20 protein-coding genes are annotated in these 22,007 nt (G+C 65.9%); 14 read left to right on the top strand and 6 right to left on the bottom strand.

Going from position 1 to position 22,007, the window contains the following annotated elements; genetic code table 11:
* Positions 1 to 88: 88 nt before the first annotated feature.
* The 4 genes from BLR51_RS03525 (at position 89) to BLR51_RS28420 (ending at position 2,978) form a co-directional block, all read left to right on the top strand.
* Positions 89 to 961 carry a peptidylprolyl isomerase gene (locus BLR51_RS03525; protein ID WP_089843938.1) on the top strand — a complete coding sequence of 291 codons (873 nt, stop codon included), beginning with the start codon at positions 89 to 91 and terminating at the stop codon, positions 959 to 961.
* The gene (gene argJ, locus BLR51_RS03520; RefSeq protein WP_089843936.1) at positions 962 to 2,191 is read left to right on the top strand and encodes a bifunctional glutamate N-acetyltransferase/amino-acid acetyltransferase ArgJ; all 1,230 of its coding nucleotides are present in this window, start codon (positions 962 to 964) and stop codon (positions 2,189 to 2,191) included. It abuts the gene before it with no gap.
* 91 nt (positions 2,192 to 2,282) lie between these two features.
* Entirely contained in the window at positions 2,283 to 2,684 is a 402-nt protein-coding gene (gene mutT, locus BLR51_RS03515; RefSeq protein ID WP_089843933.1) for an 8-oxo-dGTP diphosphatase MutT, read from the top strand.
* Positions 2,685 to 2,849: 165 nt separating this feature from the next.
* Positions 2,850 to 2,978: a hypothetical protein gene (locus tag BLR51_RS28420; RefSeq protein WP_089843929.1), complete on the top strand. Its 129-nt coding sequence runs from the start codon at positions 2,850 to 2,852 to the stop codon at positions 2,976 to 2,978.
* A 134-nt stretch (positions 2,979 to 3,112) separates the two neighbouring features.
* Here BLR51_RS28420 and infB read toward each other — a convergent pair whose 3' ends face one another.
* Genes infB through rimP form a run of 4 tightly spaced genes read right to left on the bottom strand, consistent with a single transcriptional unit; the run spans position 3,113 to position 8,533 of the window.
* On the bottom strand, positions 3,113 to 5,644 hold the full coding sequence (gene infB, locus BLR51_RS03505) for a translation initiation factor IF-2 (RefSeq protein ID WP_089843926.1): 2,532 nt from the start codon (positions 5,642 to 5,644) through the stop codon (positions 3,113 to 3,115).
* Complete coding sequence (locus BLR51_RS03500) at positions 5,634 to 6,308, bottom strand: RNA-binding protein (RefSeq protein ID WP_089843924.1); 675 nt, start codon at positions 6,306 to 6,308, stop codon at positions 5,634 to 5,636. Before BLR51_RS03500 ends, infB begins: the two co-directional genes overlap by 11 nt.
* 7 nt (positions 6,309 to 6,315) lie before the next feature.
* The gene (nusA, locus tag BLR51_RS03495) at positions 6,316 to 7,935 is read right to left on the bottom strand and encodes a transcription termination factor NusA (RefSeq protein WP_089843921.1); all 1,620 of its coding nucleotides are present in this window, start codon (positions 7,933 to 7,935) and stop codon (positions 6,316 to 6,318) included.
* Positions 7,936 to 7,939: 4 nt separating this feature from the next.
* Positions 7,940 to 8,533 (bottom strand): ribosome maturation factor RimP, encoded by a 594-nt coding sequence (gene rimP, locus BLR51_RS03490; protein ID WP_089843918.1) that lies wholly within the window; start codon positions 8,531 to 8,533, stop codon positions 7,940 to 7,942.
* Between the two features lie 205 nt (positions 8,534 to 8,738).
* Here rimP and BLR51_RS03485 point away from each other — a divergent pair, with 205 nt between their 5' ends.
* Entirely contained in the window at positions 8,739 to 9,740 is a 1,002-nt protein-coding gene (locus BLR51_RS03485; RefSeq protein WP_089843914.1) for a zinc-binding metallopeptidase family protein, read from the top strand.
* On the opposite strand, the gene BLR51_RS03480 is transcribed toward BLR51_RS03485, so the two are convergent.
* On the bottom strand, positions 9,708 to 11,162 hold the full coding sequence (locus BLR51_RS03480) for a sensor histidine kinase (RefSeq protein WP_311135829.1): 1,455 nt from the start codon (positions 11,160 to 11,162) through the stop codon (positions 9,708 to 9,710). The two genes, BLR51_RS03485 and BLR51_RS03480, sit on opposite strands and share 33 nt — an antisense overlap.
* The gene (locus BLR51_RS03475; protein ID WP_089844112.1) at positions 11,159 to 11,887 is read right to left on the bottom strand and encodes a response regulator transcription factor; all 729 of its coding nucleotides are present in this window, start codon (positions 11,885 to 11,887) and stop codon (positions 11,159 to 11,161) included. The genes BLR51_RS03480 and BLR51_RS03475 overlap by 4 nt, the downstream gene beginning before the upstream one ends.
* A 167-nt stretch (positions 11,888 to 12,054) precedes the next feature.
* Between BLR51_RS03475 and BLR51_RS03470 the strand changes: the two genes are divergently transcribed.
* The 9 genes from BLR51_RS03470 (at position 12,055) to BLR51_RS03430 (ending at position 21,933) form a co-directional block, all read left to right on the top strand.
* A complete protein-coding gene (locus BLR51_RS03470) occupies positions 12,055 to 13,299 on the top strand; it encodes an ABC transporter substrate-binding protein (protein WP_089843910.1) in 1,245 nt (414 codons plus the stop codon).
* A gap of 66 nt (positions 13,300 to 13,365) precedes the next feature.
* Entirely contained in the window at positions 13,366 to 14,238 is an 873-nt protein-coding gene (locus BLR51_RS03465; protein ID WP_089843906.1) for a carbohydrate ABC transporter permease, read from the top strand.
* Positions 14,231 to 15,133, top strand: a complete 903-nt coding sequence (locus BLR51_RS03460) for a carbohydrate ABC transporter permease (protein ID WP_089843902.1) — start codon at positions 14,231 to 14,233, stop codon at positions 15,131 to 15,133. Before BLR51_RS03465 ends, BLR51_RS03460 begins: the two co-directional genes overlap by 8 nt.
* A 5-nt stretch (positions 15,134 to 15,138) precedes the next feature.
* A complete protein-coding gene (locus tag BLR51_RS03455) occupies positions 15,139 to 16,224 on the top strand; it encodes an ABC transporter ATP-binding protein (protein ID WP_089843899.1) in 1,086 nt (361 codons plus the stop codon).
* A gap of 143 nt (positions 16,225 to 16,367) precedes the next feature.
* A complete protein-coding gene (locus BLR51_RS03450) occupies positions 16,368 to 17,840 on the top strand; it encodes an aminotransferase class V-fold PLP-dependent enzyme (RefSeq protein WP_207543540.1) in 1,473 nt (490 codons plus the stop codon).
* 202 nt (positions 17,841 to 18,042) lie between these two features.
* Complete coding sequence (locus BLR51_RS03445; RefSeq protein ID WP_375342673.1) at positions 18,043 to 19,131, top strand: ABC transporter substrate-binding protein; 1,089 nt, start codon at positions 18,043 to 18,045, stop codon at positions 19,129 to 19,131.
* A 164-nt stretch (positions 19,132 to 19,295) separates the two neighbouring features.
* The gene (locus tag BLR51_RS03440; protein ID WP_089844106.1) at positions 19,296 to 20,111 is read left to right on the top strand and encodes an ABC transporter permease; all 816 of its coding nucleotides are present in this window, start codon (positions 19,296 to 19,298) and stop codon (positions 20,109 to 20,111) included.
* On the top strand, positions 20,108 to 20,890 hold the full coding sequence (locus BLR51_RS03435; protein ID WP_089843893.1) for an ABC transporter permease: 783 nt from the start codon (positions 20,108 to 20,110) through the stop codon (positions 20,888 to 20,890). The genes BLR51_RS03440 and BLR51_RS03435 overlap by 4 nt, the downstream gene beginning before the upstream one ends.
* Complete coding sequence (locus BLR51_RS03430) at positions 20,887 to 21,933, top strand: ABC transporter ATP-binding protein (RefSeq protein ID WP_089843890.1); 1,047 nt, start codon at positions 20,887 to 20,889, stop codon at positions 21,931 to 21,933. Before BLR51_RS03435 ends, BLR51_RS03430 begins: the two co-directional genes overlap by 4 nt.
* Positions 21,934 to 22,007 lie beyond the last annotated feature (74 nt).

Genomic DNA, 22,007 nt, shown 5'->3' with positions numbered 1-22,007 from the left:
CCTTGCAGAGCCTTGGGGCGATGTAAGCGGCAGGTCCCCAAGTGTCAACGCCGCCCGTCATGGGGCGGCTCTCAGGAAGGAGGCAGAAATGCCGCAACCCCTCATGAAATCCAGTGCCGCGGCGCTGGCGCTGGCCATTGCCCTCGCGCTGCCCGCACAGGCTCAGGACGCGACCCCCGCCCCCGAGATGACCGCCGACACGGTGGTCGCCACCGTCAACGGTCAGGACATCACGCTGGGCAACATGCTGGCGATCCGCGCAAATCTGCCGGAACAGTATCAGCAGCTGGGCGACGAAGTGCTGTGGGACGGCATCCTTGACCAGCTGGTGCAGCAGAGCGTGCTGGCGCAGGACGAGAAGGCCGAAGAGACCCGCCGCGTGCAGGTCGCGCTGGAAAATGAACGCCGTGCGCTGCTTGCCGCCGAAGTGGTTGCCGCGATTGCCCGCGACGCGATGACCGACGATGCGGTGCAGGCCGCCTATGACGCGCAATATGCCGGTGCCGAGCTTGGCACCGAATACAACGCCTCGCACATCCTCGTGGAAACCGAGGAAGAGGCGCAGGCCATTGCCGAAGAAGTGAAGGGCGGCGCCGATTTCGCCACCGTCGCGCGTGAAAAATCCACCGGCCCCTCCGGCCCCAATGGCGGCGAACTGGGCTGGTTCGGTCCCGGCATGATGGTCGAGGAATTCCAGCAGGCGGTCGAAGGCATGGAAGTGGGCGCCGTATCCGACCCCGTGCAGACCCAGTTCGGCTGGCATGTCATCAAGCTGAACGAGGAGCGCGCCATGGAGGCCCCGGCGCTCGACTCCGTGCGCGCCGAGCTGGAAATGCAGATCCAGCAGGAGGCGGTGAAGAGCTATATCGACGAAAAGCTCGCCGCTGCCGAAGTGACCCGCACCCCCTCCACCGAGGTTGACCCCTCGGCGCTCTCCAACATGCAGCTGCTGGAGGAATAAGTGGCCAAGACCCTCGCCGTCTCCCCGCTGGCCCCTGCGGCCTTTCCCGATCTGCCGGTCATTGGCGGCGTGCGCTTTGCCGCCGCCGCAGCCGGCGTCCGCTATGCCGGTCGCACCGATGTGATGCTGGCCATGCTGGATCCGGGCAGCACGGTGGCGGGGGTCTTCACCCGCTCGGCCACCCGGTCCGCCCCGGTGCTGGACTGTCAGGACAAGATTGGTCACGACTCCGCCGAAGGTGCGGCGATCATCGTGAATTCCGGCAATTCCAACGCCTTCACCGGGCGCAACGGGATCGAAGCGACCCGCGCCGTCACCCATGCCGTGGCCGTGGCCACCGGCCTGCCGGAGGAGCGGGTCTTTTCCTCCTCCACGGGCGTGATCGGCGAGCCGCTGCCGCATGAACGCATCACCGCCAAGGTGGATCAGCTGGTCGGCGCGCTGGATGAAACCGGCATCGCCGGGGCCGCGCGCGCCATCATGACCACCGACACCTTCCCCAAGGGCGCCATGGCCACGGTCGATCTGCCCGGCGGGCAGGTGAAGATCGCGGGCATCGCCAAGGGCTCGGGCATGATCGCGCCCGACATGGCGACGATGCTGGTCTATGTCTTCACCGATGCCCGCATCGCGCGCGCGGATCTGCAGGCGATGGTCTCTGACATCAACGCCCGCAGCTTCAACTGCATCACCGTGGACAGCGACACCTCCACTTCGGACACGCTGCTGATGGGCGCCACCGGCGCCTCGGGCGTGACGGTGACAGCTGCCGACACCGCCTTCACCACGGCGCTGGAAGCGGTGTTCGTCGACCTTGCGCATCAGGTGGTGCGTGATGGCGAAGGCGCCACCAAGTTCGTCACGGTCGAGGTGACGGGGGCTGCCAGCGATGCCGATGCCCGCACCCATGCGCTTTCCATCGCCAACTCCCCGCTGGTCAAGACCGCCATCGCGGGCGAGGATCCGAACTGGGGCCGCGTCGTCATGGCCGTGGGCAAATCCGGCGCCGCTGCCGACCGCGACCTGCTGACCATCCGCTTTGGCGATGTGCTGGTGGCGGAAAAGGGCTGGGTGTCGCCCGATTACCGCGAGGAAGACGGTGCCGCACTGATGCGCCAGCCCGAAATCACCATCCATGTGGATCTGGGTCTGGGGCAGGGGAAGGCTACGGTCTGGACCTGCGACCTGACCCACGGCTATATCAGCATCAACGCCGACTACCGGTCCTGAAGGCTCTGGCCTTCTTCTGACCAGAAATATCCCGGGGAGCGCGAGGGGCAGAGCCCCTCGCCTGTCCTCCCGCTGGCAAAAGGCCCCTCCCATGACCAAGATCGTTCTCGTCTCCGCCGTGGCCCTGATCGACGTGGAGGGGCGGGTGCTGCTGGCGCAGCGGCCCGAAGGCAAATCCATGGCCGGGCTCTGGGAATTTCCCGGCGGCAAGGTCGAGGCCGGAGAGACCCCGGAAGCCGCGCTGATCCGCGAGCTGCACGAAGAACTGGGCATAGAGACATGGTCAAGCTGCCTTGCGCCGCTGACCTTCGCCTCGCATGCCTATGACAGCTTCCACCTGCTGATGCCGCTTTTTGCCTGCCGGAAATGGCAGGGCGTCCCGCAGTCGCGCGAAGGGCAGGCGCTGAAATGGGTGCAGGCGCGCGATCTGGCGAGCTATCCCATGCCCCCTGCGGACATTCCGCTGATCCCGATCCTGCGCGACTGGCTCTGATCCAAAGCGGCAAAGTCCAGACTAAAGTCTTAATGAACAAGATTAAGGCGAAAAAAAACCGTGATCTGCTGCGAAAAGCGACAGTTCTGCGACATATTCCTATAGTTTCGTTAACGTTTCCGTCCTACCTTGAAGGGGTCATCGGCTTTTTTGAGGGAATCGAACATGTTGCGCACCATCGTTCTGGGAACCTGCGTTTCGGTGCAGGGTATCCTCGAGAAGAAACTTCCGGACGGTCGTATCGCTGTCCGCGTCGGCAACCGCGTGGTCACCGGCACCCCGGCTTCGGCCTGATGTGATCGGGCTTCCGGCCCGCATCTCGGAACAGAAAAAGGGAAGGCGAAAGCCTTCCCTTTTTTAATGTCTGCGGGGCAGGGCCCCGATAGGGTCGCTGTCCCGGCCAGATCAGGGCCGGGACAGGGCGGGGATCAGAGCGTGCGCTCGACCTCTTCCCGCTCGAAGATTTCGATGACATCGGAGGGCCGGATGTCGTCATAGTTCTCGAAGGCCATACCGCATTCCTGACCGGACTGGACCTCGGACACTTCGTCCTTGAACCGCTTGAGCGTCTTGAGCGTGCCTTCGTGGATGACCACGTTGTCCCGCAGCAGACGCACCCCGGCAGAGCGGCGTGCCACCCCTTCGGTCACCAGACAGCCCGCGACCTTGCCCACGTTGGAGACCTTGAAGACCTCCTTGATGGTGGCATAGCCGATGAAATGCTCGCGGATTTCGTTGGACAGCAGGCCGGAAGCCGCCGCCTTCACGTCATCCACCAGATCGTAGATCACCGAATAATACCGGATCTCCACGCCCTTCTGGTTGGCGGCACCGCGCGCCGGGGCATTGGCCCGGACGTTGAAGCCGATCACCGGGCAACCCGACGCTTCGGCAAGGCCGATATCGGTTTCGGTGATGGCGCCCACGCCGGAATGGATGACCCGCACCCGCACTTCGTCGTTGCCGACCTTTTCCAGCGCCTGAACGATCGCTTCCGCCGAGCCCTGCACGTCCGCCTTCACGACGACCGGCAGTTCCGAGACGCTCTGATCGTCCTTGGCCTTCTTCATCAGCTGTTCCAGCGTGGTGGCAGCACCCGCCGCCGCGCGCTTGTCCTTGGTGACCTTGGCGCGATATTCCGCGATCTCGCGGGCCTGCGCTTCGGTTTCCACCACGTTCAGCACGTCGCCAGCCTCGGGGGTGCCGTTCAGACCCAGCACCTCCACGGGAACCGACGGCCCCGCTTCCTTCACGCGCTCGCCCTTGTCGTTGATGAGCGCACGGACCTTGCCGTACTGCTCGCCCACGACAAAGATGTCGCCCTGCCGCAGCGTGCCGTTCTGCACCAGAACGGTGGCCACGGGACCGCGACCCACATCCAGCTGCGCCTCGATCACGGCGCCAAGGGCGGCGCGTTCGGGGTTGGCCTGCAGTTCAAGGATCTCGGCCTGAAGCGCGATGGCTTCCAGCAGGTTGTCGAGCCCCTTGCCGGTCTTGGCGGAGACTTCCACATCCTGCACGTCGCCGGACATTTCTTCCACGACCACTTCGTGCTGCAGCAGATCGGTGCGGACCTTCAGCGGGTTCGCCTCGTGCTTGTCCACCTTGTTGATCGCCACGATCATCGGCACCTTGGCCGCTTTCGCGTGGTTGATCGCCTCGATGGTCTGCGGCATCACCGCGTCATCCGCAGCCACCACCAGCACCACGATATCCGTCACCTGAGCCCCGCGGGACCGCATGGAGGTGAAGGCGGCGTGGCCCGGCGTGTCGAGGAAGGTCAGCACGGCGCCGTCCTTCGTCGTCACCTGATAGGCGCCGATATGCTGGGTGATCCCGCCAGCTTCACCGGAGGTGACGCTGGTGTTGCGGATCGCGTCCAGCAGCGAGGTCTTGCCGTGGTCCACATGGCCCATGATCGTGATGACCGGGGGGCGGGTGTGCAGATCTTCGGGCTTGTCCCGCGCGGTCTGGATCACGTCTTCGACGTCGGCATCGGACACGCGGGTAACCCGGTGGCCAAATTCTTCGATCACCATTTCTGCGGTGTCGGCGTCGAGGCTCTGGTTCTGGGTCGCCATGATGCCCATCTGCATCAGCGACTTGACCACATCGGCGACGCGTTCGGCCATCCGGTTGGCCAGTTCGGCCACCGTGATCGCCTCGGGCAGCTGCACGTCGCGCACCACCTTTTCGCGGTTCTGCGTGCCCATGGCCTTCTGACGCGCGCGCTCCTGCTTGCGCTTCATGGCAGCCATGGATTTCTGCCGGCCGCCTTCGCCGCCAAGCGCCTGATTCAGCGTCAGCTTGCCCGCGCGGCGTGCGCCGTCATCGCGGGTCCGGGTCGACCGGCCGCGTTCTTCACGTTCGCGATCCGCCTTGCGCTGCGGCGTGGGTCCGGGCGCAGCGCCAGGAGCCCCCGCCGGACGCGGCGCGGCAGAGCTTGCCGGTGCGCCCGCATCCGCCTTGGCGGCGGGACGTGCCGCAGGTGCGGCAGCGGCAGCTTCGGCACGCTTGGCGGCCTCGGCTTCCTCGCGCTTGCGGCGCTCTTCTTCTTCCGCTTTCAGGCGGGCCTTTTCTTCGGCCTCGCGCTGTTCGCGCTCTTTCTGTTCCTTTTCGGCGCGCATGCGCTCACGCTCTTCAGCGCGCGCCTTTTCATCGGCCGCGCGCTGTGCGGTCTCTTCGACCTCGCGGGCCTTGGCGGCCTGCAGCGCCCGCAGCCGGCGTTCCATCTCCGCGTCGGAGATCCCCGCCGGACGGTTGCCGCCCGATCCGCCTTGCGATCCGCCCGAGCCCTTGGCGCCGTTCGCGGCACCGGGTTTGGGCACCACGACGCGCTTGCGCTTGGTCTCCACCACGACGTTCTTGGTCCGTCCGTGGCTGAAGCTCTGCTTCACATTCCCCGAACGGGGTCCGCCGCCGCGCAAACCCAAAGTCTTCTTGCCGTCGTTATCGCTCATTCAGCTTCTCTTGTCCTTTCCGGCGGCCCTTGCCGCCCGCGGCAGCCCCTGCTGCCGTTGCCGCGTCTGCCATTGCGACGCGCAGGCCCTTCAATCGTTGGGCCTCGTCTACAACACGTTTGGTGAGTCCACCAGCGCCAAGCGCCGCATGTATCACCTTTTCCCGGCCAAAGGCCAGCCCAAGTTCGTCTGCCGTCAGCCACCCGATGTAATTGCCCCCGTAGGGCGTGCTTAATTTGGATTTGCCACGGCTTGACCCGTCTTCGGCCTGAATGAGCACGCGCGCGTCCTCCCGGGCCAGCCAATCCTTTACCTTTTCATAGCCAGAAACCGCCACGCCGGATTTCCGGGCAAGGCTCACCAGTTCCACCACGCGTTTGGCCAGCATCTCCTCGATCAGATCCGCCAGCCGATCGGGCACCGTCACCGGTGCCTTTGCGGCGCGGGCAAAAAGTCCCTTGCCCGCCGCCTTGTCCAGTGCCTTCCGCTCCGCCGCGACCCAGATTCCCCGGCCCGGCAGCTTGCCGGCAAGATCGGGAACGATCTGGTTGTCGGGACCGACCACGAAGCGGATCAGTCCCGTCGCGGGCGCAGACTCGCCGGTGGCGATGCAGCGCCGTTCGGGGCCGTCTTCCCTGTCTTTGTCTACACCACCACGGCTCATCTGGGAATCAGGCCTCCGCCTTGTCTTCGGCTGTGGCCTCCGCCTCGGCAGCGGCCTGAGCCACCATGTCCTCGGGATCGACCCAGCCCAGCATGACGCGGGCGGTCATGATCATGTTCTGCGCTTCTGCGAGGTCGACGGAGAATTTCTCCAGCAGGCCCTCGTCCTTGGTGCGCTGGCCGTCCACCGTGGTCCAGCCTCCGGCCAGTTCCCAGTCGGCGCAAGTGGCGAAATCCTCAAGCGTCTTGATGCCATCTTCGGCCAGTGCCTCCACCATCTGGGGTGTCAGGCCCTCGAATTCAACCAGGCTGTCCTCCACACCCAGCTCGCGGGCATGTTCCAGCGCCTTGCGGGCCTGTTCTTCCAGATGCTCGCGGGCGCGGGTCTGCAGTTCGTGCGCGGTGTCCTCGTCGACGCCGTCGATCACCAGCAGTTCGTCCTGCTCCACATAGGCCACCTCTTCGAGGTTGGTGAAGCCTTCGGCGACCAGAAGCTGCGCGAAGAATTCGTCCAGATCCAGCGTGTCCATGAACAGCTGGGTGCGCTCCTCGAATTCCTTCTGGCGGCGCTTGGATTCTTCTTCCTCGGTCATGATGTCGATGTCGAGCCCGGTCAGCTGGCTGGCCAGACGCACGTTCTGGCCGCGGCGGCCAATGGCAAGGCTCAGCTGCTCGTCCGGCACCACGACTTCGATGCGCTCGGCATCTTCGTCCAGCACCACTTTCGACACTTCGGCGGGCTGCAGCGCGTTCACAAGGAAGGTCGGCACATCCTCGTTCCACGGGATGATGTCGATCTTTTCACCCTGAAGCTCGTTGACCACGGCCTGCACGCGGCTGCCGCGCATGCCGACGCAGGCGCCGACAGGGTCGATGGAGCTGTCATAGGAGATGACGGCGATCTTGGCGCGCGAGCCCGGATCCCGGGCCACGGCCTTGATCTCGATGATGCCGTCATAGATTTCGGGCACTTCCATCTTGAACAGTTCGGACATGAATTCCGGCGCGGTGCGCGACAGGAAAATCTGCGGCCCGCGGGCCTCGCGGCGCACATCCTTGACATAGCAGCGGATGCGGTCGCCGGGGCGATAGCTTTCGCGGCCGATCTTCTCGTTGCGGCGCAGGATCGCCTCGCCGCGGCCCACGTCCACGATGAGGTTGCCATATTCCTCGCGCTTGACCTGACCGTTGATGATCGTGCCCTGACGGTCCTTGAATTCTTCATACTGGCGGTCGCGCTCGGCTTCGCGGACCTTCTGCAGGATCACCTGCTTGGCCGACTGCGCGGCGATGCGGCCCAGATCGACGGGCGGCACTTCCTCTTCATAGACATCGCCCACCTTGGGCTCCGCCATGTACTGCCGCGCCTGCTTGACGGTCAGTTCCGACTGGTAGTTCTCCAGCGCCTCGTCCTCGACCACGGTGCGCACGCGGGTAAAGGTCGCCCGGCCGGTGCGGCGGTCGATCTTCACGCGGATGTCCATTTCGGAGCCGTAGCGGCTCTTGGCGGCCCGGGCGAGGCTTTCCTCCATCGCTTCGATGACCAGACCGGGGTCGATCATCTTTTCGCGCGCGACGGCTTCGGCGGTCTGCAGAAGCTCCAGCTGGTTGGCAGAGGTGATCGCCATGTCTTTAGTCCTCCTGAGCGGCCGCGTCGTCGGCCTCGATGTCGTCGAATTGGGTTTCGTCCACTTCCTGCGCCTTGCGGGCGCGGAGCATGTCGCGGATCAGGTCGTCGGTCAGCACCAGCTTGGCATCCGACAGCCAGTCAAAATCGAGCCCGATGGTCTGCACCTCGCCGCCTTCGCTTTCGGGGTCGATGTTCAGCAGCACCTCGTTGCCCTCGACACCGGCCAGCACACCGCGCCAGCGCTTGCGGCCCTCGATCATCTCGGCGGTCTCGATCCGGACCTCATAGCCTTCGAACGTGTCGAAATCCTTGAGCCGGGTCAGCGGGCGGTCGATGCCGGGGCTCGACACTTCCAGCGTATAGGCGTCGATGATCGGATCTTCCACATCCAGCGTGGCCGAGACGGCGGTGGAGATGCGCGCGCATTCATCCACCTCGATCCCGCCTTCGGGACGTTCGGCCATGATCTGCAGCGTGGGTGTCTTGCCGCCCATCAGCCGGATGCGCACAAGTTCAAACCCCATATCCTCTAGAACGGGGGTCACGATTTCAGCCAGACGCCGGTCGATGGCGGTTTTGGCGATGAGCTCGGTCATGTGGGTCCGATCCTTGGAAACAAAAAGACGGGCGCGCGGCCCGTCGATGGTTCCCGGTGGGCTTCGGTCAGGGACCGACGCGCCGCTGTTGAAACGGGGATATACGCGCGGCGTCACGATTCCGCAAGGCCCTTTGCCGGACCGGGTGTATGGAACCGAAAGGCCATGGCCGCCGTTCGTTGGCGGGCCTTCAAAGGACATCATGATGCAAGTCTTCCGCTGCCCCGCCTGCCGGGCCACGCTTTATTTCCACAACACCGCCTGCACCTGCGGGCAGCCGGTGTGGTTCGATCCCGATGCGCAGACCATGCGCGCCGAAGGGACGGACTGCGCCAACCGCGCCGAGATCGGCTGCAACTGGCTGGCCGAGGCCGGAGGGCTCTGCCGGTCCTGCGCGATGACCGAAACCGTCCCCGACCTGCGCGAACCCGACAACCTGCCGCTCTGGACGCGGGCGGAACTGTCGAAGCGGCGGATGCTTGCCAACCTGTCGCGCTGGGGCTGGCTGACCCCGAACGATCCCGGCCAGCGCCCGGTGTTCCGGATGCTGTCGGAACAGACCGCCACGGGCGGGGCGAACGTGGTCATGGGCCATGCCGACGGGGTCATCACCATCAACGTGACCGAAGCCAGCGACACCGTGCTGGCCAAGCGTCAGGAACAGTTCGGCGAGCTTTACCGCACCATGCTGGGCCATATCCGGCACGAGATGGCGCATTTCCTGTTCCTGCGGCTTGCGGAACATCCCGGTTTCCTGCGGTCCTTCCGGGAGCTGTTCGGGGATGAACGCGCCGATTACGCGGCAGCCCTTGCCGCGCATTACGAGTCGCCGGGCGCGCCGGGCGAAGAGCATGTCACCAGCTATGCCTCTGCCCACCCGCACGAGGACTGGGCCGAAACGCTGGCGCATCTGCTGCATCTGGTCGATCTTACCGACAGCGCGGCCTCGGCGGGGCTGTCGCTGGCAGAGGCGCGGGCCAATGTGCCGGGCGGCGGCTATGACGCCTATGCCGAAGCGGACAGCGAGGCGCTGCTGACCCGCGCCATTACCCTGTCCATCGCGGTCAACCATGTGAACCGGGCGCTGGATCTGCCCGACATCTACCCCTTCGTGCTGAAGAAGGGGGTGCGCGAAAAGCTGGCCTTCGCCCATGGCCATCTGCGGCAGGGCGCATCAGCTGCGGGCGATCTCCAGCCGGGCGCATAGCCCGCGCGCGCCGCGGTCGAAGGTCAGCCGCCCGCCATGCTGTTCGGCCACGGCGGCCACGATGGTCAGACCCAGCCCGAACCCTTCCGCCGTGGCCGCGTTCGGCCCGCGGCGGAAGGGCGCGATCAGCGCCTCGATCTCGGCGGGATCGCCGGGGCCCTCATCCTCCACGGTGATGATGGCGCTGTCGGCATGGGCCTCCAGCCCGACATGGGCGCGGCGGCCATATTTCAGCGCATTGTCCACAAGGTTCGACACCGCGCGCTGCAGCGACACGGGGCGCGCCACCACCAGCACGCGCCGCGCCTCGGGCAGCGATCCTTCGCCCGCGCGCGACATGAACAGCGACCGCCCGCCCCGCACCACGATGGGCTCGGCAGGCAGCAGGTCGACCGGGCGGCCCATGTCCTGATAATCGGCCACCAGCGCATCAAGAAGCGCCGACAGCGACAGCGCGCGCGGCACCTCCACACTCAGTTCCGACCGGGTGTAGGTCAGCACGCTTTCGATCATGCCGGTCATGCGGTCGATGTCGGTCTCGAACCGGGCGCGCAGCGCGTCATCCTCGATCAGCGCCGTGCGCAGGCGCAGCCGGGTGGCGGGGGTGCCCAGATCATGGCTGACCCCGGACAGCACCGTCAGCCGCTGCGACAGCGCGGCGCGTTCGGATTCCAGATGCGCGTTCACCGCCGCCACGATCTCGCGCAGCTCCTCCGGTCCTTCGGCCTCGTAACTGTCCGGCCCGCCCAGACGGCGGCGCCCCATAAGGCTGCGGGCAAAGATCTCGAACCCGCCGGTGACGCGGGCGACATGGCTCAGCAGCCCCGCCAGCGCCAGCACCGCCCCCAGCGCGCCGACCAGCCGGTAATCGCCCGGTGCCGCCCCGCAGCCCCAGACCGCGCGCCCGTCGATGCGCGTCCACAGCCCGTCCGGCGTGCGCGAAAACAGCACCGGTTCGCTGCAGAAGCTGGCCAGCAGCCGGGTGACCCGGCCAAATTTCTCTGCCGCGCCATGCGCCCCCGCCGCGTCCAGCGCCGCCACCGGATAGCGCAGGCTGTCCGACACGATGGCAAGGCTCAGCGCCTCGCCCGCCGGGGTGCCGGGCACCTCGGGGCGGATGCTGACCTGCGTGACATAGGCAGGCTGCGGCGCGCCGGGCAGGCGGGCAAAGGCGCCCGTTTCGGCCAAGGCGACAAGCTCGGGGGGCAGGGGGCTGATGATGACCCCTGCGGGCGGGGTGGTGCCGTGGCGCAGGCTTTCCCATGTGGCGATGCCGCCGATTTCCGCTCGCGCGAGATAGGCCCGCCACGCATTGGCGGAGCCCAGCCACAGCAGCGCCGCCCCCAGCCCCAGACCGAAGGCCAGCGCCACCCAGATCATGCCGATGCTGCGCAGCCGCAGCCCGGGGCGGGGCGGGGTCACGCCTCCTCCGTGGTCACGTCTGTCGCCAGAACATAGCCCAGCCCGCGTTCGGTGCGCAGAAGCTGCGGATCGCGCGGGTTGCGTTCGATCTTGCCGCGCAGGCGGCCCACCAGCACGTCGATGGCGCGGCCCGGCTGGTCGGTCCCGTCTCCGGCCACATCCAGCGCCGCCGCGATCTCCTCCCGCGTCAGCGGGATGCGCGGATTGGCCAGCAGCACCTTCAGCAGCGCCGTCTCGCGCCGCGACAGCGCCACCTCGAAGCCTTCGGGCGAGCGCACCTCGTCGCGCCGCGCGTCATAGACCCAGCCCGCGAAACGGTAGGTTTCGGTGCGCCGCCGATAGGCCAGCGAGGGCGTGCGCTGCGCCCGGTGCAGCACGGCGCGCACCCGCGCGATCAGCAGATCGGGGTTGAAGGGCTTCGCGATGTAATCATCCGCCCCCACCTCATAGCCCGCCATGCGCTGGTGATCGGCGGACAGCGCCGAGACGAAGATCACCGGCACGTCCTGATCGCGGCGCAGCCTTGCGCAGATCTCGGTGCCGTTTTCATCACCCAGCATCACGTCCAGCAGGATCAGGTCGATCCGCCCCGCCTCCAGATGGGCGCGAATCTCGGCCTCGGTCCCGGCGGGCAGGGCGGCAAAGCCGCTGCGGTGCAGAAAACGGGTCATCATGGACCGCATGTCCTCGTCATCGTCGACAACCAGCAGGCGGGGAATGGTCACGGGCAGGCTCCGGGGCATGGCGGGGTCACGTCTAGGTAACAAGATGTAACAGAACTGCCGACAAAAAAGGCAAGCCCTCCGCCGCGACAGTTGCGCAAAGCCCGGCGGCTGACGCACTCTTTGCCGCACCGCCGCCTTGCCGGCGGCTGTCTTGGGAGGACAAGATCATGAAACATACGACATTTGCGACCGCTTCGGCGGTGTCTCTTCTGCTGGCCGGAACGGCCCTTGCCGAGCCTCAGGCAGAGGTGCTGCATTGGTGGACCTCGGGCGGCGAGGCCAAATCCGTGGCCGTGCTGCAGCAGGAATTCGCCGACAATGGCGGCACATGGACCGACATGCCGGTGGCGGGCGGTGGCGGCGACGCGGCGATGACCGCGCTGCGGGCCCGTGTCCTGTCCGGCAACGCCCCCACGGCGGTGCAGCTGAAGGGCCCGGCCATTCAGGAATGGTATGAAGAAGGTGTGCTCGCCGACATTTCCGGCGTGGCCGAGGCCGAAGGCTGGGGCGACCTGCTGCCCGAGGCGCTGGCCGAGCACATGAAATGCGAAGGCACCTGGTGTGCCGCACCGGTGAACGTGCACCGCGTGGACTGGATCTGGGCCAATGCCGACCTGCTGGAGCAGAACGGCATCGAGATGCCCACCACATGGGACGAATTCAACGCCGCCGCCGAAAAGCTGCAGGCAGCCGGGGTGATCCCGCTCGCCCATGGCGGGCAGTCGTGGCAGGACGCCACCGTGTTCGAAACCGTGGTGTTGGGCCTTGGCGGGCCGGAGTTCTTCCGGTCGGCGCTGATCGATCTCGACCCCGAGGCGCTGGGGTCCGACACGATGGTGCAGGTGTTCGACCAGATGCGCACCATGCGCGGCTTTGTCGATGACAACTTCTCGGGCCGCGACTGGAACCTTGCCACCGCCATGGTGATGAATGGCGAAGCGGCATTCCAGATCATGGGCGACTGGGCCAAGGGCGAATTCATCGCCGCAGGCAAGGTGCCGGGCGAGGATTTCCTCTGCGGCTCCACCCCCGGGGACGGCTTCCTTTACAACGTCGACAGCTTCGCCATGTTCACCGTGGAAGGCGAGGACAAGATCGCCGGTCAGGACCTGCTGGCCAAGCTGATCATGGGCCCGAACTTTCAGGAAGTGTTCAACCTGAACAAGGGCTCCATCCCCGCCCGCACCGATGTCGCGCTGGATGACTTCGACATGTGCGCGCAGAAATCCTCCGAAGACATGACCGCAAGCGCCGACAGCGGCGCGCTGCTGCCCTCCTATGCGCATGGCATGGCGCTGCGCGGGGCGCAGGCCGGGGCGATCACCGATGTGGTGACCGCGCATTTCAACTCCGACATGTCGTCCGAAGACGCGGTGAAGATGCTCACCGACGCCGTCGCCAACTCCATGTAAGTCCGCGCGTCTGGCGCGCCCGTCCCGCCCCCGTTCCGGGGGCGGGGTTTTTTCGGAGGACCGACAATGACCAAATGGTTCGAGACCCATCTGCCCAAGATGGTGCTTGCCCCCTCGTTCATCGCCGTGCTGATCTTTGTCTATGGCTTCATCGCATGGACGGCGTGGGTCAGTTTCACCCGGTCAAAGCTGCTGCCGCGCTATGATCTGGACGGCGTGATCCAGTATGAGCGGCTGTTCGCCAGCCCGCGCTGGGACACCGCGATGAACAACCTGTTCCTGTTCGGGGCACTGTTCATCGGCATCGCCATGGTGCTGGGGCTGGCGCTGGCCATCCTGCTGGACCAGCGCATCCGCATCGAAGGCGCGATCCGCACCATCTATCTTTACCCCATGGCCCTGTCGATGATCGTCACCGGCACCGCGTGGAAATGGATCCTCAACCCCGGTCTGGGGATCGAGGCGACGGTGCGCGGTTGGGGCTTCGAAAGCTTCACCTTCGACTGGCTGGTGAACCCCGATTTCGCCATCTACACCATCGTGCTGGCCGCGATCTGGCAAAGCTCCGGCTTCGTGATGGCGCTGTTCCTTGCCGGGCTCCGCTCCGTCGACGGCGAGATCATCAAGGCCGCGCAGGTGGACGGCATCCCCACATGGCGCATCTATTCGGCCATCATCATCCCGTCGATGGCGCCGATCTTCCTGTCGGCCTTCATCGTGCTGTCGCACCTCGCGATCAAGAGCTTCGATCTGGTCATCGCGCTGACCGGGGGCGGCCCCGGCTATGCCACCGATCTGCCCGCCACCTACATGTATGCCATGGCCTTTTCCCGCGGCGACATCGGTCAGGCGGCAAGCTCTGCCATGATCATGATGCTCGTCGTCTTCGCGATCGTGGTGCCTTACCTCTATTCCGAACTGAGGGCGAAGAATGACTGATCTTGCAGCTTCCGCCACCCCCGCCGCGCGCCCCCGTCGCGGGGCCGGGCGCATCGCGCTGCGCTGGGGGCTTTACCTCCTGCTCTGCCTCTTTGCGCTTTATTATCTGTTGCCGCTTTTCGTGATGGTCACCACCTCGCTGAAAAGCCTTGATGAAATCCGCTCCGGCAGCCTTGTGGCCCTGCCGCGCGACATCACCTTCGAAGCGTGGCGCACCGCGTGGTCCGGCGCCTGCACCGGCATCCAGTGCGAAGGCCTGCGGCCCTATTTCTGGAACTCCGTGCTGCTGGCGGTGCCCGCCGTGCTGATCTCCACCGTGGTGGGGGCGCTCAACGGCTATGTCGTGGCGCAGTGGCGGTTCCGTGGCGCAAACATCATCTTCTCGCTGATGCTGTTCGGCTGCTTCATCCCGTTTCAGGTGGTGCTGCTGCCCATGGCGCGGCTGCTGGGGCTGATGGGCATCGCGGGCACCATCCCGGGGCTGATCTTTGTCCATGTCATCTATGGCATCGGCTTCACCACGCTGTTCTTCCGCAACTACTACGTCACCATCCCGTCGGAACTGGTGAAGGCGGCCAAGGTGGACGGGGCGGGGTTCTTCCGCATCTTCTTTGCCATCTTCATGCCGCTGTCGCTGCCGATCCTCGTGGTCTCGGTCATCTGGCAGTTCACCCAGATCTGGAACGACTTCCTGTTCGGCGTGTCCTTCAGCTCGGCCGGCACCCAGCCCGTCACCGTGGCGCTGAACAACATCGTCAACTCCACCACCGGCGTCAAAGCCTACAATGTCGACATGGCCGCCGCGATCATCGCGGCCCTGCCGACGCTGCTGGTTTACATCGTCGCCGGGAAATATTTCATCCGCGGGCTTACCGCCGGTTCGGTCAAAGGATGACGCCCATGGCTCCCATTCTCGAAATTTCCAAGCTCCGGAAAAGCTACGGCTCCACGGAGATCCTCAAGGACATCAACGTGTCCATCGACAAGGGCGATTTCCTTGTCCTTGTCGGGCCTTCGGGCTGCGGCAAGTCCACCCTGCTCAACTGCATCGCGGGGCTGGAGCCGATCACCGGCGGGTCGATCCTGATCGACGGGCAGGACATGACCCATGTCAGCCCCAAGGACCGCAACATCGCCATGGTGTTCCAGAGCTACGCGCTTTACCCCACCATGAGCGTGGCCAAGAACATCACCTTCGGCATGAAGGTGCGCGGCGTGGATCAGGCGACGCAGGACCGCAAGCTGCGCGAAGTGGCGCAGCAGCTGCAGATCGAGGCCTATCTGAACCGCCGTCCGGGCCAGCTTTCGGGCGGGCAGCGGCAGAGGGTGGCCATGGGCCGGGCGCTGGTGCGCGACCCCAAGCTGTTCCTGTTCGACGAGCCGCTGTCCAACCTTGACGCCAAGCTGCGCGTCGAGATGCGGTCCGAGATCAAGAAGCTGCATCACCGGCTGGGCGCGTCGATCGTGTACGTGACCCATGACCAGATCGAGGCGATGACGCTGGCCACCAAGATCGTGGTGATGAAGGGCGGCGTGATCCAGCAGATCGGCACCCCGCAGGAGATCTACAACCGTCCCGCCAACCTCTTCGTGGCGGATTTTATGGGCTCTCCGGCGATGAACCTGATCCCGGCGCGGGTGCGCGGCACGCAGGTGGAAATCGACCGGCCCGGCGCCGCGCCGATCCTGCTCAGCGATCCCAAGGTGGCGGGCCTGCCGGAGAACGTGATCCTTGGCCTGCGTCCCGAAGACATCGCCGAAGCGGGCTATCGCGCCGGGTCGGACGTGCAGCAGGCGGCCTGCCAGATCGATCTGGTCGAACCGGCGGGGGCGGACACCTATGTCGTCTCCACGCTGGGGGGCAAGGCGGTGACGGCCCGGCTGCATACCGAAACCCGCGCCGCACCGGGGGAGTCGCTGGATCTGGCCTTCGATCTGGGCAAGGTGTCCTATTTCGAACCCGACAGCGGGCGGCGCCTGAACTGAGGGCATAAGAAAAAGATCTGCGCAGGGGCGGCGGTGTCTATCAGATGACCCGTTTCTGCGCAGATCACGGTGAGGAAGGTGAGGTTTTGGCGCTTTCATCGGGATAACCTGTCCGCGCACAGACCGCAGGACCGGAGCCCGACATGCCGAATGACCGCGCCACCTTCACGCAGACCACCGCCCTTGGCCGCTTTGCCCTTGCGATGCGGCAGGGCGATCCGCTGGCGGCGCTGCGCGCCGGTCTGATCGGCGAAGGGATGGACTTCGACACGCCCTTCGGCACGAAACGGATGATCTATGCCGATTACACCGCCTCGGGGCGGGCGCTGCGGCAGGTCGAAGAGTTCGTGATGACCGAAATCCTGCCCATCTATGCCAACAGCCATACCGAGGCGTCGCATTGCGGGCGCGCCATCACCCGGATGCGCGAAGAGGCGCGCGGCATCATTGCGCGCGAGCTGAACGCGGGACCCGGCTGCCATGTGATCTTTGCGGGCAATGGTGCCACGGCGGGCATCAACCGCATCGTGGGCCTGCTGCGCCTGCGCGACCGGGTGGCGGCAGGCGAAGATATCCGCGTGCTGATCGGCCCTTACGAGCATCATTCCAACATCCTGCCATGGCGCGAAAGCGGCGCGCAGGTGGCGGAGATTCCCGAAGCGGCGGAAGGCGGCGTGGACATGGACGCGCTGGCTCAGGCGCTGGCGCAGACCAAGGGCGCCGATCTGGTGGTGGGGGCGTTTTCGGCGGCGTCCAACGTCACCGGGCTGCTGACCGATGTGGATGCGGTGACCCGCGCGCTGAAGGCTGAGGGCGCGCTGGCGGTCTGGGATTACGCCTGCGCCGGGCCCTATGTGGCGATGGACATGTCGCCCGCGCCCGACGCGCAGAAGGATGCCATCGTGCTGTCGCCGCACAAGTTTCCGGGCGGGCCGGGAGCTTCGGGGCTGGCGGTGATCCGCGACACGCTGGTCCAGACGACGCGGCCCACCGCGCCGGGCGGCGGCACGGTGTCTTTCGTGTCGCCATGGGATCACATCTATTCGCCCCGGGTCGAAGCGCGCGAGGAGGCGGGCACCCCCAACGTCATCGCCGACATCCGCGCGGCGCTGGCGCTGCTGGTCAAGGCCGCCGTGGGCACCGACACCATCCACGCGCGCGAAGAAACGCTGCGGGCCCGCGCGCTGGACCGTCTGGGCGCGCTCCCGGGCTTGCAGCTGATGGGCGCGCCCGAAGGGCGGCGGGGTCTGCCGATCTTTTCCTTCCAGATCCACGGCGCCTCGGGGCGGGTACATCACCAGCTGGTGACACGGATGCTGTCGGATCATTACGGCGTACAGGCGCGGGGCGGCTGTGCCTGCGCGGGCCCCTATGCGCATCGGCTGATGGGGCTGGACGCGCCCGCCTCCGGGGCGCTGATCGCGCGGCTCGCGGCGGGGGAGGAACTGGCCAAACCCGGCTGGACCCGGCTGAACCTCAGCTACTGCCACAGCGACGCGCAGGTGGAGGCGATCCTGTCGGCGCTCTGCGATCTGGCGGCGCGGGCCGACACGCTGGCAAAGGATTACGAGGCCTGCCCGGTCACCGCCCGCTTCCACGCCCGCCCCGCCGCCTGACCCTGTTCCCCGGCGCCGGATCCCGCTCCGGCGCCGCGCGCCCCAAAGGCTTTTGTTGCAAGCTTGCAGATTTCGGGCAAATCTGCCCGGGGCAGGGCTTGGCTCTGTCACGAGACTGTCAAGGTAACAGCATAAACGCGCGACAGTGCCCGGGCGGGACTGAACCGGCGTCCGGGGAAAAAGGGACATTATCATGAAATCGATGAACTGGCTCGCGGGTATTGCCGCGCTGCTGTCGACCACCTCCATGGTGCAGGCGCAGGATCTGGCGGCGCTTGAAGCTGCCGCCATGGAAGAAGGCATGCTGACCACCATCGCCCTGCCGCACAGCTGGTGCGGCTATGGCGAGGTGATCGCGGGCTTCAAGGCCAAATATCCCGAGATTGAAGTCAACGAACTGAACCCCGATGCGGGCTCTGCCGACGAACTGGAAGCCGTGCGCGCCAACAAGGGCAATACCGGCCCGCAGGCGCCCGACGTTCTGGACATCGGGCTGTCCTTCGGCCCGCAGGCCAAGGAAGAAGGGCTGCTGCAGCCCTACAAGGTCTCGACATGGGACGAGATCCCCGAGGCGATCAAGGATCCCGAAGGCTACTGGTATGGCGATTATTACGGCGTCATGTCCTTCATGGTGAACAAGGATCTGATCGACACCACCCCCGAGGACTGGTCCGATCTGCTGAAGCCGGAATATGCGGGCTCGGTCGCGCTGGCTGGCGATCCGCGCGCCTCGAACCAGGCGATCCTGTCGGTTCTGGCCGCGGGCATGGCCAATGGCGGTGCCGCCGGTCAGGAGGCGGGCGAGAAGGGTCTGGAATTCTTCAAGCAGCTGAACGAGGCCGGGAACTTCGTGCCCGTCATCGGCAAGGCCGGCACGCTGGCACAGGGCGCCACCCCCATCACCATCATGTGGGATTACAACGCGCTGGCCGCCCGTGACACGCTGAACGGCAACCCGCCGGTGGATGTGGTCGTGCCGAAAACCGGCGTTCTGGCCGGTGTCTATGTTCAGGCGATCTCGGCCCATGCGCCGCACCCGAACGCCGCCAAGCTGTGGATGGAATACATCTACTCGGACGAAGGCCAGAACCTGTGGCTGAAGGGCTACTGCCACCCGGCGCGCTTCAACGCGATGGCCGCCGATGGCAAGATCCCGCAGGAACTGATCGACGCGCTGCCGCCCGCCGAGGCCTATGAGCAGGCCTATTTCCCGACGCTGGACGAGCAGGGCGCCAACAATGACGCCGTGGTCGGCGGCTGGGATTCGGTCGTGGGCGCCAACGTCCAGTAAGCCAATGGACCGGGGGCCCGCGCGGGCCCCCGTTTCCCGTCCGGGACGGTGCCGTGGCGGGCCCTGTTCCTTCTGTCCAGCCCCGACCGGATGATCCCGTGACCGAGCAGTCCCCCCCTCCGCCCCGGCGGACCTTCCACCTGAATCTGAACTGGCTGGGCGTGATGCCCTTTGCCCTGTTCGTGCTGCTGTTTCTGGTCATGCCCACGATGAAGATCGTGGTGGGCGCGTTCCAGCGCCCGGATGGCAGTTTTACCTTTGCCAATATCGCCGGGCTGTTCACGCCATCGATCCTGTCCTCCTACTGGATCTCCATCAAGATTTCCGTCTCTTCCGCCGCGATCGGCTGCCTGATCGGCTTCCTGATGGCCGCCGCCATGGTGCTGGGCGGCCTGCCGCGCGGGCTGCGCAGCCCGCTGATGACCTTTTCCGGCGTGGCGTCGAATTTTGCGGGCGTGCCGCTGGCCTTCGCCTTTCTGGCGACGCTGGGACCGCTGGGACTGGTCACCGTGTTCCTGCGCACCGAATTCGGCATCAACCTGCGCGCCATGGGCTTCAACATCCTCAGCTTCTGGGGCCTGACCATCACCTATCTGTTCTTCCAGATCCCGCTGATGATCCTGATCGTCACCCCGGCGCTGGACGGGCTGAAACGGGAATGGCGCGAGGCCGCCTCCTGTCTGGGCGCCACGGGCGCGCAATACTGGCGCATGGTGGCGCTGCCGATCCTGTTCCCCACCATCCTTGGCACCTTCGCGCTGCTTTTCGCCAATGCCTTCGGCGCCGTGGCCACCGCCATCGCGCTGACCGGCAGTTCGCTCAACATCGTGCCCATCATGCTCTTTGCGCAGATCCGCGGCGACGTGCTGGGCGATCCGCATCTGGGCTATGCCATGGCCTTTGGCATGATCCTTGTCACGGGGCTGGCCAATGTCGTCTATATCGTGCTGCGGATGCGCTCAGAGAGGTGGCTGAAATGACCCGCGCCGCGTCATGGGCCATCCTGCTGCTGGGGCTTACCTATTTCATCCTGCCGCTGCTGGGGATGATCGAATTCTCGCTGTCGATGCGGCGGGGCGAATACAGCTTTGACGCCTATGTGGCGGTGCTGGGCGATCCGCAGTTCCGCCAGACCTTCAGCTATTCGGTGATGATGGCGCTGCTGACCATCGTGTTCGGGATGCTGCTGGTGGTGCCGACGGCGTTCTGGGTGCGGCTGAAACTGCCGCATCTGCGCCCGGTGATCGAATTCATCACCCTGCTGCCGCTGGTGATCCCGGCCATCGTGGTCGTGTTCGGCTATATCCGGCTTTACAACACCTCCAGCTGGCTGCCGCTGACCGGCTCGGTGCTGGGCACCAACCTGCTTCTGATGTTCGGCTATGCCACGCTGTCGCTGCCTTACATGTATCGCGCCGTGGATACCGGGCTGCGCACCATCGACGTGACCACCCTGACCGAGGCGGCGCAGAGCCTTGGCGCGGGCTGGATCACCATTCTGGGCCGGATCATCCTGCCCAACGTGCTGGTGGCGGTGCTGTCCGGCGCCTTTGTCACCTTTGCCATCGTGATGGGCGAATTCACCATGGCGGCGCTGCTCAACCGTCCGGCCTTTGGCCCCTATCTGCAGCTTATGGGCGCGAACAAGGCCTATGAGCCGTTTGCGCTGGCCACCATCGCCTTCATCATCACCTGGGCCTGCATGGGGCTGATCCAGCTCGTCACCCGGTTCACCAAACACGACAAGGCCGCCCGATGACCTTTCTCACCATCTCCCGTCTGGAGAAGAGCTTTGGCGCGAACCGCGTCGTCAAGGATTTCAACCTCGAGGTCGAGAAGGGCGAGTTCATCTCGCTGCTGGGGCCCTCGGGCTGCGGCAAGACCACGGTGCTGCGCATGGTGGCGGGGTTCGAACTTCCCAGCGCCGGGCGCATCACCATCGCGGGCAAGGACGTGTCGCGGCTGCGGCCCAACCACCGCAACATCGGCATGGTGTTTCAGGCCTATGCGCTGTTTCCCAACCTGACCGTCGCGCAGAATGTCGGCTTCGGGCTGAAGGTCAAAGGCGCGCCCGCGCGCGAGATCGCGGCGCGTGTGGCCGAGATGCTGGCGCTGATCGGCCTGCCCGAGATGGGCGAACGCTACCCCTATCAGCTGTCGGGCGGGCAGCAGCAGCGCGTGGCGCTGGCCCGGGCGTTGGCCCCAAAACCGCAGGTGCTGCTGCTGGACGAGCCGCTGTCGGCGCTGGATGCCAAGGTGCGCGTCAGCCTGCGCAACGAAATCCGCGCCATCCAGCGTGAACTGGGCATCACCACCATCTTCGTGACCCACGATCAGGAAGAGGCGCTGTCGATGTCGGACCGCATCGTGGTCATGCATCAGGGCGTCGCGGATCAGGTGGGCACGCCCTTCGACATCTACAACCGCCCCGCCACGCGCTTTGTCGCGGGCTTTGTCGGCACGCTGAACACGCTCACCGCGCAGGTGATCGACCCCGCCTCTGGGCATGTGCGGGTGGGGGGATCGGATCTGGTGCTGGGCCGTGCGCTGCCCGGCGGCGAGGTGGTGCTGGGCCTGCGTCCGGAAATGCTGCGGCTGGGGGCAGAGCCGGGCATGGCCAGCCTGACCGGCACCATCACCGAGCTTGATTTTCTGGGCTCGGTGATCCGGCTGCGGCTGGATCTGGGCGACCAGCGGCTGGCGGTGGATCTGTTCAACACCACCCGCGCCACACCGCCGCGCGTCGGCGACAGCGTGACGCTGGCGCTGGATCCGGCGGATGCGCTGGTGATCGGCGCCTGAGCGTCCGCCCGCTGCTGTGACAAGGCCGTGAAGCCGCCTGCATTGCGCCGTGAGGCGCGGCAGGCTAGGCTTGG

It is taken from the genome of Salipiger marinus, assembly GCF_900100085.1.
In the GTDB taxonomy this organism is placed as follows: Bacteria; Pseudomonadota; Alphaproteobacteria; order Rhodobacterales; family Rhodobacteraceae; genus Salipiger; species Salipiger marinus.
This window is presented reverse-complemented; position numbering and strand designations above follow the sequence as displayed.

What these genes read in the sequence shown, in the direction of transcription:
- BLR51_RS03525 (WP_089843938.1), top strand. Translation starts at nt 89, where the DNA reads ATGCCGCAACCCCTCATGAAATCCAGTGCCGCGGCGCTGGCGCTGGCC.
- mutT (WP_089843933.1), top strand. Translation starts at nt 2,283, where the DNA reads ATGACCAAGATCGTTCTCGTCTCCGCCGTGGCCCTGATCGACGTGGAG.
- BLR51_RS28420 (WP_089843929.1), top strand. Translation starts at nt 2,850, where the DNA reads ATGTTGCGCACCATCGTTCTGGGAACCTGCGTTTCGGTGCAGGGTATC.
- infB (WP_089843926.1), bottom strand. Translation starts at nt 5,644, where the DNA reads ATGAGCGATAACGACGGCAAGAAGACTTTGGGTTTGCGCGGCGGCGGA.
- BLR51_RS03500 (WP_089843924.1), bottom strand. Translation starts at nt 6,308, where the DNA reads ATGAGCCGTGGTGGTGTAGACAAAGACAGGGAAGACGGCCCCGAACGG.
- nusA (WP_089843921.1), bottom strand. Translation starts at nt 7,935, where the DNA reads ATGGCGATCACCTCTGCCAACCAGCTGGAGCTTCTGCAGACCGCCGAA.
- rimP (WP_089843918.1), bottom strand. Translation starts at nt 8,533, where the DNA reads ATGACCGAGCTCATCGCCAAAACCGCCATCGACCGGCGTCTGGCTGAA.
- BLR51_RS03485 (WP_089843914.1), top strand. Translation starts at nt 8,739, where the DNA reads ATGCAAGTCTTCCGCTGCCCCGCCTGCCGGGCCACGCTTTATTTCCAC.
- BLR51_RS03470 (WP_089843910.1), top strand. Translation starts at nt 12,055, where the DNA reads ATGAAACATACGACATTTGCGACCGCTTCGGCGGTGTCTCTTCTGCTG.
- BLR51_RS03465 (WP_089843906.1), top strand. Translation starts at nt 13,366, where the DNA reads ATGACCAAATGGTTCGAGACCCATCTGCCCAAGATGGTGCTTGCCCCC.
- BLR51_RS03460 (WP_089843902.1), top strand. Translation starts at nt 14,231, where the DNA reads ATGACTGATCTTGCAGCTTCCGCCACCCCCGCCGCGCGCCCCCGTCGC.
- BLR51_RS03455 (WP_089843899.1), top strand. Translation starts at nt 15,139, where the DNA reads ATGGCTCCCATTCTCGAAATTTCCAAGCTCCGGAAAAGCTACGGCTCC.
- BLR51_RS03450 (WP_207543540.1), top strand. Translation starts at nt 16,368, where the DNA reads ATGCCGAATGACCGCGCCACCTTCACGCAGACCACCGCCCTTGGCCGC.
- BLR51_RS03445 (WP_375342673.1), top strand. Translation starts at nt 18,043, where the DNA reads ATGAACTGGCTCGCGGGTATTGCCGCGCTGCTGTCGACCACCTCCATG.
- BLR51_RS03440 (WP_089844106.1), top strand. Translation starts at nt 19,296, where the DNA reads ATGCCCTTTGCCCTGTTCGTGCTGCTGTTTCTGGTCATGCCCACGATG.
- BLR51_RS03435 (WP_089843893.1), top strand. Translation starts at nt 20,108, where the DNA reads ATGACCCGCGCCGCGTCATGGGCCATCCTGCTGCTGGGGCTTACCTAT.
- BLR51_RS03430 (WP_089843890.1), top strand. Translation starts at nt 20,887, where the DNA reads ATGACCTTTCTCACCATCTCCCGTCTGGAGAAGAGCTTTGGCGCGAAC.